Consider the following 16,426-nt stretch of genomic DNA (forward strand, 5'->3'; position numbering starts at 1 on the left):
TCAAAAAACTGCCGTCTCAAAGAATCCCTTTTAGACCTGCATGCAACTCAAGAAATTCCATATGCGATTCCCCTGCCTAGCAGGGGGGCGCATTCGAGACGCGAGGACCGCCGGCTGCACCATTTTCAGCCTGGCGAAGCCTCTAGGAGCAAGCTCGCGAACAGCCCCGCCGAATCCTCAGGGACAGCAAAAGCCGGCAGTCTGCTCAACTGCCTTTGCGCCGTCGGATCATTTGCATGCCGCCGGATCAGTCGTGTCAATTTAGAACCGGTTTCCTCTGCCATGGCTCTACAACCGGATGAGCCGGATGATTGTTCCGGGTAGGTGTCACCTGATCCCTCATCCGCAGCACTCATGTCATCAAATCAATCGGGACTGGGCCTGCGCCCGCACGTTACCTCTTGAACGGCCATACTGTTGAACTAAATCATTTATCGCCGGATGCTCAAATGTGGGTCCGGCGCGTCAATCAGGCGTCGAGGACGTCTGAGCTTGACGCCATCTTGTACCCATATTGCTTCAAAGGAGGATGTGGCTATGAGAACCACCACTTTCGATTTCTCTCCCCCGTTCCGGTTGAGCATCGGTTTCGACCGAATGTTGAACGCACTTGACGCCGCAAGCCGCGGCGAGTCGATCGACAACTGGCCGCCTATGACATCGTCAAAACCGACGAGGACGGCTATCGCATCGCCATGGCGGTTGCCGGCTTCTCGCGGGACGAGATGACGATCACGCAGGAGCAGAACATGCTCGTCGTGTCGGGCCAGAGGGCGAACGGCGAAGATGGACAGTACCTGCGCGGTATTGCCGGCCGTTCCTTCCAGCGTCGGTTCGAGCTTGCCGACCATATCAAGATCTTGGGAGCAAGCCTCGCCAACGGCCTTCTGACCATCGATCTGAAGCGGGAAGTCCCCGAAGCGATGAAGCCGCGCCGGATCGAAATCGCCAGCGATCAGGCTTTGCCGGAGGTCGAAACTAAGCAAATGGCAGCTGACAAGGCGGCCGCCTGAGGCTTTCCTACAGCCGAACATGGTCCAGGTGCCGAGCAGCGCTCGGCACCTGCGGCGGAGCTTTGCCAACAAAACAGAGAGAGGAGAATGTCATGAATGTCCGTGATCTGATTCCCGGGGGCCGCAATCAGACCCCGACCGTTTATCGCGACGACAATCGCGATCCGTTCCTGTCGCTACACCGCGAGGTGAATCGGCTGTTCGACGACGTCTTCCGTTCCTTCGACAATCGCCTTCCGGCCTTCGGCTCCTTTCCGTCCCTCAACGCCGGCTGGCCGACCGTTGAGATCTCCGAGACTGACAAGGAAATCAAGGTGACGGCAGAAGTCCCCGGCATGGAGGAAAAGGATATCGAAGTGCTGCTCGACGACGGCGTGCTGACCCTGAAGGGTGAAAAGCGCTCGGAAACGGAAGATCAGGAAAAGCAGTTCTCCGAACGCTTCTACGGCCGCTTCGAACGGCGCATTCCGCTCGATTATGAAGTCGAGGACGACAATGTCGACGCCCGGTTCAAGAACGGCGTCCTGACCGTCGTACTGCCGAAGAGCGAAAAGGCGCAGTCGCAAGTCAAGCGCATCGCGATCAAGAGCTGAGAATGACGGAGCGCCGGCACCGCACCTTGGTGGCGCCGGCGCTCCATCACTTGAGGAAGAGGATGAGTGATGGAGAATCTTGGAGCCGCAGTTGAGACTGGGGCATTATGTCAACAGAAGCAACTCGGCAGCCCGCCGTGGGGCATGCCGGACAATACAATAGCCAGCCCACCCTCGTGCCGGCCCGCCCCTGTTCCCCGAGAACGCTGTGGCACATATCTTCAAGCGCAGCCGGGCAGTCAGCACCTCCGGAAAGGTGCGGCGCAGCGCACCGTTCATCGAACCCCTGATGGGTTACACGGGCAGCAATGACCCTTTTAATCCAGATCGAACTCGACTTCCCGACTCTGCAGTCGGCCATACGCTATGCCGCGCGGCAGGGTCTCGACTATGTCGTTCACAAGCAGGTCTGCCGAATGCAAAGCCGCGGCCGCGCCGGCCTGACAACGCCCGGTCCTTCACGGTCGCTACGCTGGAACGGCTGGGCCTATCCTCCCTCCGGGACAGCTATGCTGTGGCCATGGCGGACGCCGCCAACGAAAACGGGCAGGGTTCCGACGCAATGACACTTCGATTTCCTTGAGGAATGGCTGGAGGAAAGCGGGATGTTTCGCATGAGACAATGTGGAGGGCATGCCGCGATGCCGTAGCCGGTCGGTTCCCGTTGAGCGCCGTGGTCGACAATTTCGAACGGTTCCTCAAGAAGAAGAACATGCTCGCAGAAATCGAAGACGTGCCGTTTCTCTCGCGCGGCACCACCGACCGCAACATTGGTGGCTTATAGAACCGATAGGCGACCAGCCATGAAAGGGAGCGAAGCAGAGGGCCGGTGAGCGATAAGCCACAGAGGCACCGAGCCCGCAGCTGTTCGATCATGGCGTGGAAGCGGGTCCCGTAGCCGGCTATCCGACTAGGTTTGGCTTTTCCTCCAAATACGGCGGGAGGAAGGAGGGCAGTCTAGGTATCCTGAGCGCTACTCTGGGCGCCGCCATCTGGGCGGAGCTGACATTGGACGAAGGACCCGGCAGGTTCTTACGTTATGAAGCGAGCCGGCTCGTTTGAAGACGATCCCAACCTGACGGATCAGAGGTTTCGGGGCAGTCAGCATTCCGAGGCTCTGATCGCGCGACACAAGCTGGAGATTCGCCGGTCGGCCCTCCCGACGGCAGGTCGGGCGCGACATCTCTGACCAAGGAACTGTAACCCGTCGAGCGCGTTCAAGAACTCGAAATCAATTCGAACGGCACTATTGTTCGCTGTGCGTCTTCAAATTGGATAAGATCGAGAGGTGAGCGTGGCTGAACGTAAGAAGCAGACCGTGGTGAGCTCCGGCATTACCGGACTCGACGAAATCCTTCGGGGCGGCTTACCAGCCTCCAATCTCTATATCCTTCAAGGTGCACCGGGATCGGGCAAAACGACAGCGGCGCTGCAATTCTTGCGCGCGGGCGTAGCCCAAGACGAGCGCTGCATATATGTTAGCCTGTCCCAGACAAGAGCGGAGCTGGAGGCGATCGCGCTATCGCACGGCTGGGCGCTCGACGGCATCCGGGTCGAGGAACTCTCGGCTTCCGACTCCGTCAATAGCGCCGCTGACCAGACCATCTTCCAGACTGCAGAGCTCCGCCTCGACGAAACGAGGAAGACGATAGAACGCGCAATCGAGGAGCATAAGCCAAGCCGTCTAGTCTATGATTCACTGCTGGAAATCCGGCTGATCACTGGCGATTCGCCTCGGTTCCGCCGCGAACTGATCGCCTTCAAGGCGTTCCTTGCCAAGCGCAATATCGTGGCACTGCTGCTCGATACCCAAACGCGCGAGACAGATCGCACGGGCGAGGAAGTCGATGGCATCGCCCACGGCGTCATACGCCTGGATAAGTCGATCGAGGAATATGGTCCCGTCCGCCGTCGCATCGAAGTCAGCAAAATGCGCGGCGTGCCAGTTGCCGACGGTTATCATGATATGACCCTGCGCGAGGGCGACGGCGTGGTCGTGTTCCCACGGATCATACCGGGCGCGGTGGCAAGAGCAATTAAGCCACAGCTTATTAAGTCCGGGGTCGACACGCTCGACGAGATGTTCGGCGGTGGACAGGAGTCCGGGACGACTACACTCGTCATCGGTCAAGCCGGGACCGGCAAATCGACCATGGCGTCGCTTTACGCAACTGCGGCGCTCAAGCGCGGCGAGAGCGTTGCCCTGTTCCTATTTGAGGAGCGGGTCGAGACCTTCTTCCGGCGCTCTGAGGGCCTCGGCATGGACCTGCGTCAGTTCTATGAGGATGGCCAGCTGATTATCCGCGACTTTAATCCAAACGAGATCTCGCCGGGGGAGTTCGGCCAAATCGTCCAGCAGGTGGTGAGCAGTGAAAAGGTGAAGGTCGTCGTGATCGATAGTTTCACCGGTTATCTGAACTCGCTGCCGCACCGGGAGAAGGCGGTTCGCGATATCCAATCGCTCCTTAAATATCTCGCCCGCGCTGGCGTTCTTACGATTCTCATTGTCGCGCAGCACGGCCTCCTCGGTCAGGACGTAGGCATCGACGTTGACGTGAGTTTCCTGGGAGACACCGTGCTCTTGCTGCGCATCATGGAGCACGACGGCAGGCTGCGGCGCAGCATTACCGTCGTGAAGAAGCGGCATGGTCCGCACGATCTGGACGTGCGGGAACTATTCATCCAAAGCTCCGGCGTCTCGGTGATCGCCTATAATCCGCTTCCGGAGGCGTAGCACCCGTGCCTGGCAACGACAGCCGTCTCGACTGGGTGTTGGCGATGGCCCCTTATCGGCGCGACGCCGATTATCTGGAAGCGCTGCTTACCCAGCACGGCGTGCCGATCCGTCGCGCGGCGGGCGTGGAAGAGATGCTGGTCCTGCTGGAGCAATCGCCAGGCATAATTGTCGCAACCCACGAGGCCCTCAAGCCGGAGGTATTGGAGATCGTCCGCCGTCATCTGATCGACCAACCTGCTTGGTCCGAGATGCCGCTCGTCGTTCTGCTCGACCGTTCGGCCCCACAGACGCGCATCCGCGCCGAACTCTCCACTGCCTGGCCCCGTTCCCGTCAGATCTATTACCAGCGGCCCGTAACGGCGCTAGAGCTGCTCAGCGGCATTCAGTCCAGCTTGCTGGCGCGTCTGCGCCAACGGGACGTGCGCGACCATATCGAGCGTGAGGTCGAACTGCGGCGCGAGCTCAATCATCGTGTGAAGAATATCCTCGCAAGCATCTCCTCAATCTTTGAAATGACCCGTCGCCGCGCTGTGGCGCTGAATGATTTTGCCGACGATTTCGCGGGTCGTCTCAGAGCACTTGCCAATGTGCACTCGGCGGTCTTTCAGGCGGATGGCGAGGGCGTGGAGCTCCGCCACGTCGTCGATCTCACCTTCAGTCCTTACCAGACCGAAAATCAAAATCGCCTTGCCTTCGAAGGGCCGACGATCCTTCTGCGCCCGGAAGCCGCGACCACCCTTGGCCTTTGTCTTCATGAACTCGCGACCAATGCGCTCAAATATGGTGCTCTCTCCCAACCGGGCGGCCGGATAAAGCTGAACTGGACCATTTCGTCGGATGACGACCTCCTGACACTTCAATGGGTCGAGAGTGGAGGACCGCCTGCTTGCGAGCCCTCGAGGAGCGGATATGGAACGCGATATATCCGGTCGGCATTATCTGGCCTGTTCGGCACGCCGCCGAGCATTCTGTTTGACCGGCAGGGATTGCAATGCATTTTCGGCGGTCCGCTTTCGCGCGTGTCGTGGGAACACCGAGAAGCCTAGGAGGTTTGGGCGCATGGACCCGTCAGCGCCGCCACTGCGTATATTCTATCTCGAAGACAATCCGCTGATCGTCTTTCACGTCGAGGCGATGGTCGAAGATCTGGGACATGTATTCACGGGTTCGGCCAACAGCTTCGCCGACCTCGTCAGAAATATAGACACTCTCGAGGTGGACGGGGTGCTGGTAGATATCGACCTCGCCGATGGGCGAACCGACCCAGCTGCGGCGAGATGGCTTCGCCAGCACGGCATTCCCAGCATCTTCGTCACTGGCCAGGAACGGATCGCTGCGGAATATCCGCAGACGGCGCTTGCAACGATTGGGAAACCGGTGTCGAGTTCCGATCTTGCCGACAAACTCGAACTGTTCCGGCAGGGAGGTCGCGGTGAGGCGACAGAAACGGCGAAACCGGACTTGCTTTCACCACGTCATTGACAGCTAGCGATAACCCAAAGCTACAGGACAGAATGTAAGGGTTGAGCTGGACGCCCAATGCCTCGATGGCATCACATAGGTCGTCCGGACATGCTTTCTTCGATCGGATCGATTTACTCGTCACCTCTGAGGCCGAGGTATTGTGCTCCTGCAGGCCGGTGGGGATTAAGCCGGATGACTGCCAGCTGAATCGAGAATGCCATCAACACGCAGAGAGCACTCACATCGCTGTGTCAACGTCCATCCAGCATACAGTCCTGTCGCTCGGCGATGAAGGCCCGGGCATTCCTCATGAAGTGGCGGATGTTCTCATCGAACCTTTTCTCCGCACCAAGGACACGCGCAGCCGCAACACCGGCAGCACACCTTCGCGGCGGCGAGACGCAGCGAACCAATGTGGTCAGCTTTAGGAAGGCGACAAGTTCCCCCCAAGATCGGCGGTGCCGGCCAGCCCTGCTGACGCCACAGGAAGATCTCAGGCGGCAAGCGACGAAGCCAGCCAGGATGCAAGCTCGTCTCGCCCCATGGGTTTGCCCACCAAGTAGCCTTGCAGCTGATCGCAACCGGCAACTCGGACGGCGTCCGCCTGATCGATGGATTCAATGCCTTCAGCCGTGACTGGAATCCCCAGGGCTCTAGCCAACGAGATCGTGGCTGTCAGGACGTTCCGGCCGGTACTGCCGTTATCCATGGCTTGAATCAGGGAGCGATCGATCTTCATCCGGTCGAAGCCGAACTCGCGCAGCGTGCCGATACTGGCATAACCGGCGCCAAAATCATCGAGGGCAAACCGGATGCCTGCCGATTTCAAGGCGGTGATGGAGCGTCGTGCCTGCTCAGGGTTCGACATCAGCACCGCTTCGGTGATTTCCAACGTCAGTCGGGAAGGATCAAAGCTCTCCTCGTTTAAAACAGTGAGCACATCGGCGGCAAAATGCGGGTTGCATAGCTGGATCGGAGAAACATTGACGGACAAGGTGAGTGGAGACCATGCGCGGGCTGCCACGATGGACTTCCGAAGCATCTGGAGGCCGAGGATATCGATCAATCCGCATTTCTCCGCCAAAGGTATGAACGCATCCGGGCCGATTGTTCTTTCAGCGCGTCTCCATCTGGCCAGCGCCTCCACGCCTGTTATCTCGCCCGAGGCCGCCGAAGCCAAAGGCTGGAAGACAGGCTGGATTTCATCATTCTGGAGGGCGCGCCGAAGGTCGCTTTCCAAAGCCGCGATCTTTTCGCGCCGACAGTCAAGATCCGGATGATAGGTGACCGCACATCCCCTGCCCGTTTCCTTCGCTTCATAAAGGGCCATATCCGCCCGACGAAGAAGTTCATGCGCATTCTCTGCGTCGTCACGGGACGCAACACCGATGCTTGCGCCGATTTCGATCGTGCGGCCTTCGATGAGAAACGGCTTTTTGAGGCGTTCAAGAAGTTGATTGTCAAGCTCGGTGAGATTTGCGGAGCCGAGCTGAACCAGAGCGAATTCATCGCCGCCCAGCCGTGCGACACCCGCCACGTCGGCGTGAATATCACGGAGGGCGTGCGCCACCAGCTTGATCAGCTGGTCCCCGATCGCATGCCCCCAAGCATCGTTGACCGCCTTGAAGCCGTCGAGATCGATAAGATGCAAAACCAGTATCTGGCTCTTGTCAGCCTGCATGAGCCGGTCCAGCGCTTCGATGAGACCGAGCCTGTTCAAGAGCCCGCTGAGGCTGTCGTGGGTGGCTTCATGTCGTGCGCGACCCGCCAAGCTCTTCAAGCGGCGAGTTTCCGACCAACCTGCTAACAGGACACCGGCCAAATAGAGGCCAAGGATCGCGATCGCCGCTGCAATAAAAGGGCGCACCTCATCGAAAATCGTATTTCCAGGAGCGGCACTTGGCCAAGCCAAACGCGCGACTTCGACTCCATCGACATCCATGAGCGGCAAAGTCAGAAGATCGCTCGCCGCATTGCGGGTTATGTGAAGCTTTGGCAGCTGATGTTCCTTGGCCATTTTGGCCACGACTTCAGAAGTCAGGATCTTGAAGAAGCTGAGGACATAGTATTCAGAATCCTGAACCTGTGTTCCGTACGGCTGGACCGCTTCCGACGCCACCGCGATGATATCGTTGCCGCTTCTGAAGATGTTGACAATGGGATCGATGCCGGGCCGCGCTGCAGCCTTCGTTTGCACCGGAAATTTTGCACCAAGATATTCGTTCGGATCGATTATGTCGGCTTTGAGATAGGCGATGCTCCTAGCCCCTGAGGGTGCCGTCAGCGCTACTCCATCATAAAGCGCATAATCCTCGCTGGTCTTGCCCCAATTCTCATAAGCCCAACCCTCGCGATCCCCTTGCGTGATTGCCTTGTAGGCCTCATCCCAAACGGCATTGTCCCGCACGGTTGCAGCAAGTTGCTCCTTGAACGAGGAGACGGCCGTTTCCGCCGCCAGAATGGCTCTGTTGTCATCGAGCGCGTTCGCGGTACTGCGCATGCGGTCAACCACATGTGCACCCATCCCGCCCAGGACCATGGCGATGAGAAGGAGCAGCGAGGTGGCAATGAAAACGGAGTTGCCTTCACGGCTCTCCTTCGGTCGGCGTGCGAGCATGACGGATTATTCCAGCTTCGTTGAGGTGCCCAAGGCTGCAGAAGACGTCATGTCCGCATTGCGCTGCATCCATCCGATAGCATGCCCGAATATTAAAAAACACTAATGTGTTTGGTCAACGCCTCCTTAAGATGTCGGCGGAGAACCTACCTTCCGGGCAAAGAAAATGCCGCGGACCGTTGATAGCTGAGCGATCGAGCTATAGGTTCGGCGGGCGGCAAGCGGCCGCACAAGCAGCGAGGAGTTCTCATGCCTACTGGCACCGTTAAATTTTTCAATGAAGACAAGGGGTTTGGCTTTATCACGCCCGATAACGGGGGAGCTGATGTGTTTGTGCACATGTCCGCTTTGCAGCGGGCCAGTTCGCTAAGGGACGGGCAAAAGGTGAGCTACGAGCTGGGGCAAGATCGCAAGACTGGGAAGTCGAAAGCCGAAAACGTCACCGTGCTTTGATCAAGCTTGCTGCTTCGTCAACGGCGGAGCAGCGACAGATCATGATTGATATCAATCCGGTTACCGCGGCTCCGGCTTCCGCACGAAGACGATCGGGTAACCTCGATCTGTCCTCTCCCCACTCCGGAGAGAGGACAGAGCTCCGCGGTAATGTCAGCTTGCCGGAGTGAGCGTGACCGACGTTCCGGTGGCTGCAACGTTGAGACCGAGCTGACCCGTGACGCTCACCGTCTGCAGATGGATGGAGCCGGACGTGCCGCCAACAAGGATGTTGGCGCCGATGCCGGCGCCGACGGTGGCTTCCGCCGTCGCACCCTGGTAAAGGCCGCCGAGCGAGCCATGGTGATAGCCGGCGGTCGGGGCGAAGACGGCCCAGATCAACCGGCTGCGGGTGGTGAAGCCGAGATCGACGCCCATCTTGCGGACCACTCCGGTATAATGGTCGAGCGGCTCGCTGCCGATCGCCGACGTGAAGACGCAATCGGCTTCCTTGGCGGAGCCTAGCACGTAACCAACGCCGCCGCCGATTGTGCAGTCGAGATAGCCGATGCGGACACCGCCCCGCTGATCCGGCTCCTCATAGACGGGAACGCGGTCCCGGCGGGAAATCACGTCGGCCGAAAGGGCCGCTCCGGCACTCGTCAAAACCGGAATGGCGGCAAGCGCCACGGCAACATAGTTTTTCATCCCTGTACTCCTTTATCTTCGCCGCCCGTTATTGGGACTCACCTCAAGCGGGCAAGCAGCGTTGGCTAACGCATGTGGCGGAAGAATGATCCCGCACCGCGGCACACGAATTGTCACCGAAATGTTCCAAACGTGAGGCGCGCTTTAATCGGCGACCTCCGCCCGCCGCAGGCTCTCGCGTTCGGCCTCGCGGTATTCGCGCGGCGTCTGGCCGGTCCGCTTGCGGAAGCAGCGGGAGAAATAGGCGGCATCGGAAAAGCCGAGTCCGTCGGCTATGGATTGAACGCTCGCCGTGGTGAAGACGAGCGCGCGGCGGGCTTCATCGATGACACGGGCCATGACGAGATCGTGGATGCTCATACCGGTGACGTCGCGCACGATGCGGTTGAGATGCGTCGGCGAGAGGTTCAGGAGCTTGGCATAGATTTCCGCAGGAAGCTGCTTGCGGAAGTGCCGGCCGATCAGATCCTTCAGCGCCTCGACGCGCGCAAGATTGATATCTTCCGCTGCTCCCTTGCCGTCGGCTCCGACGACGCGGCCGAGAATGAGGATCGCCGCAATCAGATAGGCCTCGATGAGATCGTTGCGGCCGACCCGCCGTGTCTCGAATTCGGCAAAGAGGCGTGAGAAGGTCTCGTCGAGATAGCGGGCATCGTCGCTCGCCGGCAACGCGATCAGCCGGGGACTCGAGAGCCAGTCGCCCGGCCGCTTTGCGAGGCCGGCGGTCAGCCGCAATCGTTCGGCCACCAGCGTGATTACCAGCCCGTCGATGTCGCGGGAGAAACGAAAGCCGTGGCTGACACCGGGCGGCACGGCCACCACGCAAGGAGGGAGGAGAGCGACCTTCGCAGGCCCGAGGATCGCGTCGCCCGATCCGTCGCGAATGTACAGGAACTGCTGAAAACTCTCGTGCCGATGGAGTCCGATCTCCCAATGATGCGTGCTGCTGCGCGAAGCGATCGTTTCGCAATGGAGCCAGAAATCCGGCCGTTTCGTACGGCTCTCGCCATAAAGATCGTAAGTGGGGACCGGCGAAAGCATTGTAGGCTCCAGCAACATGATGTTTGTTTTGTCCTATAGATTGCGCAAAATGTCCATTGTTCGGCACCCTGATCACGCGCTTACCATGAGGGACGATTCGGGAGGATTTCATGCGCACGAAAGTCGCCATCATCGGTTCGGGCCCTTCCGGCCTGCTGCTTGGCCAATTGCTCACCAATGCCGGCATCGACAACGTCATTCTCGATCGGGTGAGCAAGGATTATATCCTCGGTCGCGTGCGTGCAGGCGTGCTGGAAGAAGGCATGGTCGGCATGCTGGACCGCGCCGGCGCGGGCGCGCGGATGCACAGGGAAGGCCTTCCACATGACGGTTTCTCTCTCGCCTTCGACGGCCGCGATCACCGCATCGACCTCTTCGGGTTGACGGGAAAGCGCGTCACGGTCTACGGGCAGACGGAGCTCACCCATGATCTGATGGACAAGCGCGAGACCACAGGCGGCGTGTCGATCTACGAGGCGGCCAATGTCACGCCGCACGATTTCGAAGGTGGCAAACCCTACGTCACCTATGAAAAGGACGGCGTCACCCATCGGATCGCTTGCGACTTCATCGCCGGCTGCGACGGCTATCATGGTGTCAGCCGCAAATCAGCGCCGCAAAGCGCGCTGAAAACTTTCGAGCGCGTCTATCCGTTCGGCTGGCTCGGCATCCTCGCCGAAGTGCCGCCGGTGAGCCACGAACTGATCTATGCCAACCACCCGCGCGGCTTCGCACTCTGCTCGATGCGGTCGCAAACCCGCAGCCGTTACTATATCCAGTGCGCCCTCGACGAGAAGATCGAGGACTGGCCGGACGACCGGTTCTATGACGAGCTGCGCCGCCGGCTGCCGGTACAACATGCCGAGCGCATGGTGACCGGCCCGTCCTTCGAGAAATCGATCGCGCCGCTCAGGTCCTTCGTCGCCGAGCCGATGCGTTTCGGCAAGCTGTTCCTTGTCGGCGACGCCGCCCATATCGTGCCGCCCACCGGCGCCAAGGGGCTGAACCTGGCGGCGAGCGACGTCTATTACCTCTTCGATGGCCTGCAGGAATTCTACGAGGAAAAATCCGCCGCCGGAATCGACGCTTACTCGGCGCGGGCGCTGAAGCGCGTCTGGCGCGCCGTGCGCTTCTCCTGGTCGATGACGACAATGATGCATCGTTTCCCCGATACCGGCGAATTCGGCCAGAAGATCCAGGAAGCCGAACTCGACTATCTCGTCGGCTCGAAAGCCGCCTCCACCGCACTGGCGGAAAACTACGTCGGCCTGCCGTATTGAAGAGAAGCAGGCGTATCGGTCGGAAGCAAACGCGCAGTTCGGCGTTCAGCGCGGAACGCCGAGACCGCATGGGTTGCCTCTTTGAGCACATGGCGCGAAGATGCCAGTTGCGTGCGGAGTCCGCATACGCGTCAAACTCCGCAGCAGTCGTTAGACCATGGGAGGAGACTTGGGCATGAGCACGTCCATCCTTTTCTGGCGTCGGACCGATCTCGAAGGCCTTGAGCGTCTTGAGCTTTCGGTCGAAGCGGATGTCGTCACCGCGACGTCCACGGTAATCTGTCTCGAAAGCGGCGGTTTCCGTCTGGAGCACCGCTGGCGTCTCGATCCTCGCTGGAGCGCGCAGTCGGTCACGGTCGAGTGCTGGAGCGCACAGGATCATGGCATGCTGCACCTGGAGCGAGCCGGCACGGGCTGGCGGGTGGATGGATTGCCCCGGGCCGACCTCGAAGGCGCCGAGGAGCCAGACCTCTCGGTCACCCCCTTCTGCAACACCTTTCCCATCCGCAAGATGCTGATGGAAGATGCACGGACAAGCTTGGCCCTCGATACCGCCTTCATCGACGGTCCTGCCCTGACGGTGGCACGGTCGAGGCAGCGTTATGACCGGCAGGGGCCGGATCGATTCCGTTATGTCGACCTTGGCCTATCGCTCGGCTTCGAAGCGGATCTCGTGGTCGATGATCGGGGATTGGTGCAACATTACGAGCATCTGTTCGAGCGGATCATGCCGCCGTGACGGCGAGCCGGGCCGGATGTCACGGGTCCGTATAGCCGACAGCGCGGATGCGGACCTCCCGTGAACCGGGATCCTGCAAGAAGAGGATGGCGCCGGAGGATTTCGATTGCGCCGGCACGTAATCGAAGGTTACGTCTGCATCCTCGATCGTATTGCCGCCATCGAGGATCTCGCCGCGCACCACGACTGCCGCAGCCGTCTTGGTCGCCTTGTTGGCGATCTCGAACTCGACCCGGTACCCTCCCTCGACCGGCCCGCGCCCGGTGACCGCAGTGGAAAATTCCGGCGGCGTGTCCTCTTCGGTCAACGCTTCCCAGCCGACCCAGGCGATCATCGCGATCACCAGAAGTGCAGAGATCATGCCCGTCGCCCATTCGATCCAATGGGGCTCTTCTGTTTCCGTATGGCGTCTGCTGGCCGTGGTCGTCATTGGAATTCACTCGTCACAGGATGAGGCGGGCAGCGGCGGCACCGATCGCGCCGGGAAAGGAGAGCACGATCACCGACATCAGCATCTGGGTCACGGCAGTGTCGTCCAGTCGTCCGAAGGTCCAGAGCACGTAAACGCTGATCAGCATCGCCACCATGTAGCCCGGCAGGGTGAAGCGGAAGAAAGCGTGCCACCAGGGGGTTTCCTCGGGCATCTCGTGCGTACCCTTGAAGGCGACCGCGTAGACGAAGCCGTGCATGATGGCGATCGACACGACCATGGCGGCGATCGCATGCCAGGGTGTCATCTTGTAGGAAATCAGGATGATCTCCTCCGTCGGCGCGACATTGAGGTTGAGGAAAAGCGCGCCCACCGCCATCAGGAAAAGCTCGCGGCTGTAGCTGGTGGAAATCTCATTGGGCACGGCGTCGCCATCGCCGCCCTTGTCTTCCTGCTCCCCTCCCCGATCATTGTCGGCGCCGGCATCGCCGCCTGCCTGCCCTCCGAGCTGGGAGCGTCCGAGCAGCGCGCCGATGCTTGCGGGAACCGACTGGATGGCGATCTTGCCGAGCATCTCGGAAAGCGGCATGTCAGGCTTGATATCGCCGAGCAGAATGAGAACCGTGGCACTCATGACGATGCCGAGGCCATAGGCGATCATGGCGTCGCGAAACGCCTCGCTCCAGGTCGAGGTTCTTTCAAAGCCGATGCGGTCGGCAAGCACCACGAGAAGCGGAATATTGGCAATGAGAAGCAGGAACAGACGATATCGCTCGATATAGAAACCGAGCTGCCAAAGCTCCATAGTCATCAGCATCGGCATGCCGAACAGCATGGCGCCGGCGGCGCCGCGGCCAATGCCGATCAGGAAACGGCGGGTTTCGCCATGATCGCCGCCGCGCTGCTGCGCCACCGTCACGCCGCTCAAGATCGCTCCTCCCATCCGTTCGAAAAGGCGGACAGGAACTCGCGATGCGGCGGAAATGTTCCCGCCCCATCGTCAAGCGGAGATGAGAAGGATCCGGGCCGGCCGAAAAGCGGCTCCCGTGGAGCGCCTTTTCGAACTCGGCCGCTGTGAAGGGTTTGTTGAAGAAATCGCCCAATTTATCGAGACCGGATCGTCAGATCATCACCGGCGCGTTATTCGCAAGCTCTTCGAAAAGATCGTCCGAAAAGCCGTATCCCCTTTCTGTCATATATCCAGACGTCGAGGGGAACGGCCGTCAGCGGTCGAACAGATCCTGCCATTGCTTTTCGCCGACCAGACAATCGCTGGTCGGCTGATTGCCGGCAATCTTCTGAACGGTCGCGGGTGGTGCAAGGCCGCTGATCTCCATGACCAGCTTGCGCCGCACGGCAACGGCAAAATCCTCGATCTTGTGAACCGGCAGCACGAAGGAGCCGGGACCGCCGACCACGCAATCGGCATAATATTTGTCAAGTCCACCCGGCGCGCCGGAGGGCCGGAGCATGATCGCCAGCCCGTTGATGATGATGCCTGCTTCCATCGCCTTGTCACGGGCCGGTACCACCGGATTGCCGGAATTGTTCGGCCCGTCGCCGGAGACATCGATCACCTCCCGTGTGCCCCGATAGGAATTGGCAACGATCATCGTCGCTCCCTGCGCGATCGCTGCGGAAATCGAGGTGCGGCGCTGGGTGTTGATCGGCCGGGCTTCGAGCCTGTTGGCGAAGTCGATAGCGTCCTGCTCGGTCTCGATCACCTGCCAGTCCATGACGGAATCGGGTACCACGTCGCCTGCCCACTCGAAATAGCTGATCGCGATGCGGCCGATAAGGCCGGTCTGCACAGCATCGATGAACTCCTTGTGCTTGAGCGCCTCGACATAACCCTCGCGCTGAATGCGGACTTCCTCGTAGTCCATGGAGCGGGACGTATCGACGGCGAGAACCAGTTCCACATCGACATCGCCTCCCCCCGCCTGCGCCACGATTGGAGCACCGGCGGCAGAAAGGCTCATCACCATCGCGAGTGTTGTAAGCATGGGCAATCCAATCACTGCGTTCGTCGTAACGAAACTGTAACACAGGTTGGTTCGGGGGCGACTCCCCTCCGCGTGCCTACCTTCAACTTTCGGTGATAGGATTCTATTCCCCGGGGGGCGAGGAAGTCCGCGGCCCCTGCGTCAAAGCTTCGACGAGGCAATCCATGATCGCTTTTCGCAGCGCATAGGTATTGGCGTTGGTTCTCTTGTAGTCCAGGCACTGAGCCGCTTCCACCAGGCTCATTCCCTGGTGGATGACGATCTGATGGGCGCGGTTCATCGCCCAATGTTCGATCGAATAACTCTCTTCACCGGCATGACTTTGTTCGCTCAAAGCAGCCTCGCGATATCGTTAGCCCGTGTCGCCGCGAATCAATTCACAATTGAAAATCTAACGCAGCTCTCCGATTTCGTGAATCCTGTCCCTCTTTATTTCCTGAATGAACGGTAGAAACAACCGAAGTCGTTGCGCGACCACGGCTTCTGTCATCGGAAGTCCTGTTCACAACGGTCCAGCGGCAATCAGCGCGGAGAGAACCGCGATCAGCTTGCGGTGCTGGTGCGCGTGACGGGAGCGGACATTTGTGGCGGCATGGACGGTCTGGGCGATTTCCGGCGCATCCGCCACCGGTTGCGCGACCCCTTTCCGCGACAGTTCGTCCGCCGTCGCGCGGGTGACATAGGCCGCCCCGCCCAGCGTCGAGAGGAGCTCGGAAAGGATCAGATTGCGGCCGGCCGCCACGGATGCTGCGGAAAACTGCGGCAGCGCGAGCCGGTGAGCGCGGTCGAAAGCGGGCGAATAATTGGCGTAAATGTAATCCTCCGGCCGGATTTCCGAGACCGTATTTGCGCTCGTGCTGACAAGCGCATAGGAAATCTCTCCTATGCGTTCATAGTGAAGGTCCGGCAGGTGGTGCGGCGTATAAAGCACGGCGAGGTCGAGATCGCCGGCGCCGAGATCGCGGTTCATCTGAACCGAATAATCGGCCTCCAGGTAGATCGACGTGCCCGGAAGTTCACTCCGCACGGCTTTTACAAATGGCCCGGCGATCGCCTCCGCCACGTCGTGCTGAATGCCGATCCGCATCGCCCGCTCATAGGCGCCGGCCGCTTCAACGGCGCGGGCCGCCTCGTGCCATTGCTGCTGCAGCGCCTTTGCATGATCGAGCAGCCGCAGCCCTGCGGCCGTCGGCATCGTGCCGCCCTTGCCGCGTATGAAGAGCTTGCGGTTGAACTCCGCCTCCAGCGCGCTCACCCGGTGCGAAACGGTCGACTGCGTGACGTTCAGCCGCTCCGCGGTGCGGTTGAAACTGCGCGTCTCCATCAGGTCCAGAAATGTCTCGATCAGATCGATTTGCATCGCGGC

General features: G+C 60.1%; 15 protein-coding genes and 1 pseudogene. 8 read left to right on the plus strand and 8 right to left on the minus strand.

Going from position 1 to position 16,426, the window contains the following annotated elements; all coding sequences use genetic code 11:
- Nucleotides 1-537 precede the first annotated feature (537 nt).
- The 5 genes and pseudogenes from ACMGE0_RS16750 (at nt 538) to ACMGE0_RS16770 (ending at nt 5,825) form a co-directional block, all read left to right on the plus strand.
- Nucleotides 538-1,013 (plus strand): annotated as a pseudogene (locus ACMGE0_RS16750) (Hsp20 family protein).
- Nucleotides 1,014-1,105: 92 nt separating this feature from the next.
- Complete coding sequence (locus ACMGE0_RS16755; protein ID WP_436817008.1) at nt 1,106-1,606, plus strand: Hsp20/alpha crystallin family protein; 501 nt, start codon at nt 1,106-1,108, stop codon at nt 1,604-1,606.
- A 1,294-nt stretch (nt 1,607-2,900) separates the two neighbouring features.
- Complete coding sequence (locus tag ACMGE0_RS16760) at nt 2,901-4,340, plus strand: DUF7125 family protein (RefSeq protein ID WP_436817009.1); 1,440 nt, start codon at nt 2,901-2,903, stop codon at nt 4,338-4,340.
- Between the two features lie 44 nt (nt 4,341-4,384).
- Nucleotides 4,385-5,389, plus strand: a complete 1,005-nt coding sequence (locus tag ACMGE0_RS16765) for a sensor histidine kinase (RefSeq protein WP_436817206.1) — start codon at nt 4,385-4,387, stop codon at nt 5,387-5,389.
- A gap of 13 nt (nt 5,390-5,402) precedes the next feature.
- On the plus strand, nt 5,403-5,825 hold the full coding sequence (locus ACMGE0_RS16770; RefSeq protein ID WP_436817010.1) for a response regulator: 423 nt from the start codon (nt 5,403-5,405) through the stop codon (nt 5,823-5,825).
- Between the two features lie 475 nt (nt 5,826-6,300).
- Here the strand turns inward: ACMGE0_RS16770 and ACMGE0_RS16775 are convergent, their stop codons facing one another.
- Nucleotides 6,301-8,424: a bifunctional diguanylate cyclase/phosphodiesterase gene (locus ACMGE0_RS16775; protein ID WP_436817011.1), complete on the minus strand. Its 2,124-nt coding sequence runs from the start codon at nt 8,422-8,424 to the stop codon at nt 6,301-6,303.
- Between the two features lie 249 nt (nt 8,425-8,673).
- Between ACMGE0_RS16775 and ACMGE0_RS16780 the strand changes: the two genes are divergently transcribed.
- Nucleotides 8,674-8,877, plus strand: a complete 204-nt coding sequence (locus tag ACMGE0_RS16780) for a cold-shock protein (protein ID WP_436817012.1) — start codon at nt 8,674-8,676, stop codon at nt 8,875-8,877.
- A gap of 153 nt (nt 8,878-9,030) precedes the next feature.
- On the opposite strand, the gene ACMGE0_RS16785 is transcribed toward ACMGE0_RS16780, so the two are convergent.
- Both ACMGE0_RS16785 and ACMGE0_RS16790 read right to left on the minus strand, forming a co-directional pair.
- The gene (locus tag ACMGE0_RS16785; RefSeq protein WP_436817013.1) at nt 9,031-9,564 is read right to left on the minus strand and encodes a DUF992 domain-containing protein; all 534 of its coding nucleotides are present in this window, start codon (nt 9,562-9,564) and stop codon (nt 9,031-9,033) included.
- Between the two features lie 144 nt (nt 9,565-9,708).
- Nucleotides 9,709-10,605, minus strand: coding sequence for a helix-turn-helix domain-containing protein (locus tag ACMGE0_RS16790; RefSeq protein ID WP_436817014.1), 897 nt, complete (start codon nt 10,603-10,605; stop codon nt 9,709-9,711).
- Between the two features lie 110 nt (nt 10,606-10,715).
- On the opposite strand from ACMGE0_RS16790, the gene pobA reads away from it, so the two are divergent.
- Complete coding sequence (gene pobA / locus ACMGE0_RS16795) at nt 10,716-11,885, plus strand: 4-hydroxybenzoate 3-monooxygenase (protein WP_436817015.1); 1,170 nt, start codon at nt 10,716-10,718, stop codon at nt 11,883-11,885.
- A 175-nt stretch (nt 11,886-12,060) separates the two neighbouring features.
- Nucleotides 12,061-12,624, plus strand: coding sequence for a putative glycolipid-binding domain-containing protein (locus ACMGE0_RS16800; RefSeq protein WP_436817016.1), 564 nt, complete (start codon nt 12,061-12,063; stop codon nt 12,622-12,624).
- 19 nt (nt 12,625-12,643) lie between these two features.
- On the opposite strand, the gene ACMGE0_RS16805 is transcribed toward ACMGE0_RS16800, so the two are convergent.
- From ACMGE0_RS16805 to ACMGE0_RS16825, 5 genes are all read right to left on the minus strand, one after another.
- On the minus strand, nt 12,644-13,054 hold the full coding sequence (locus ACMGE0_RS16805) for a TIGR02588 family protein (protein WP_436817017.1): 411 nt from the start codon (nt 13,052-13,054) through the stop codon (nt 12,644-12,646).
- A gap of 13 nt (nt 13,055-13,067) precedes the next feature.
- Entirely contained in the window at nt 13,068-13,997 is a 930-nt protein-coding gene (locus ACMGE0_RS16810; RefSeq protein ID WP_436817018.1) for a TIGR02587 family membrane protein, read from the minus strand.
- A gap of 280 nt (nt 13,998-14,277) precedes the next feature.
- Nucleotides 14,278-15,060 (minus strand): DUF1194 domain-containing protein, encoded by a 783-nt coding sequence (locus ACMGE0_RS16815; RefSeq protein WP_436817019.1) that lies wholly within the window; start codon nt 15,058-15,060, stop codon nt 14,278-14,280.
- A 103-nt stretch (nt 15,061-15,163) separates the two neighbouring features.
- A complete protein-coding gene (locus tag ACMGE0_RS16820; RefSeq protein ID WP_436817020.1) occupies nt 15,164-15,394 on the minus strand; it encodes a hypothetical protein in 231 nt (76 codons plus the stop codon).
- Nucleotides 15,395-15,562: 168 nt separating this feature from the next.
- A complete protein-coding gene (locus ACMGE0_RS16825; RefSeq protein WP_436817021.1) occupies nt 15,563-16,420 on the minus strand; it encodes a LysR family transcriptional regulator in 858 nt (285 codons plus the stop codon).
- Nucleotides 16,421-16,426: the final 6 nt, after the last annotated feature.

It is taken from the genome of Neorhizobium descurainiae (assembly GCF_051400715.1).
Lineage (GTDB): Bacteria > Pseudomonadota > Alphaproteobacteria > Rhizobiales > Rhizobiaceae > Neorhizobium.

Bases quoted from the DNA above. Each gene is read 5' to 3' on its own strand.
- ACMGE0_RS16755 (WP_436817008.1), top strand. From the start codon at position 1,106: ATGAATGTCCGTGATCTGATTCCCGGGGGCCGCAATCAGACCCCGACC.
- ACMGE0_RS16765 (WP_436817206.1), top strand. From the start codon at position 4,385: ATGGCCCCTTATCGGCGCGACGCCGATTATCTGGAAGCGCTGCTTACC.
- ACMGE0_RS16770 (WP_436817010.1), top strand. From the start codon at position 5,403: ATGGACCCGTCAGCGCCGCCACTGCGTATATTCTATCTCGAAGACAAT.
- ACMGE0_RS16775 (WP_436817011.1), bottom strand. From the start codon at position 8,424: ATGCTCGCACGCCGACCGAAGGAGAGCCGTGAAGGCAACTCCGTTTTC.
- ACMGE0_RS16780 (WP_436817012.1), top strand. From the start codon at position 8,674: ATGCCTACTGGCACCGTTAAATTTTTCAATGAAGACAAGGGGTTTGGC.
- ACMGE0_RS16785 (WP_436817013.1), bottom strand. From the start codon at position 9,564: ATGAAAAACTATGTTGCCGTGGCGCTTGCCGCCATTCCGGTTTTGACG.
- ACMGE0_RS16790 (WP_436817014.1), bottom strand. From the start codon at position 10,605: ATGCTTTCGCCGGTCCCCACTTACGATCTTTATGGCGAGAGCCGTACG.
- pobA (WP_436817015.1), top strand. From the start codon at position 10,716: ATGCGCACGAAAGTCGCCATCATCGGTTCGGGCCCTTCCGGCCTGCTG.
- ACMGE0_RS16800 (WP_436817016.1), top strand. From the start codon at position 12,061: ATGAGCACGTCCATCCTTTTCTGGCGTCGGACCGATCTCGAAGGCCTT.
- ACMGE0_RS16805 (WP_436817017.1), bottom strand. From the start codon at position 13,054: ATGACGACCACGGCCAGCAGACGCCATACGGAAACAGAAGAGCCCCAT.
- ACMGE0_RS16810 (WP_436817018.1), bottom strand. From the start codon at position 13,997: ATGGGAGGAGCGATCTTGAGCGGCGTGACGGTGGCGCAGCAGCGCGGC.
- ACMGE0_RS16815 (WP_436817019.1), bottom strand. From the start codon at position 15,060: ATGCTTACAACACTCGCGATGGTGATGAGCCTTTCTGCCGCCGGTGCT.
- ACMGE0_RS16825 (WP_436817021.1), bottom strand. From the start codon at position 16,420: ATGCAAATCGATCTGATCGAGACATTTCTGGACCTGATGGAGACGCGC.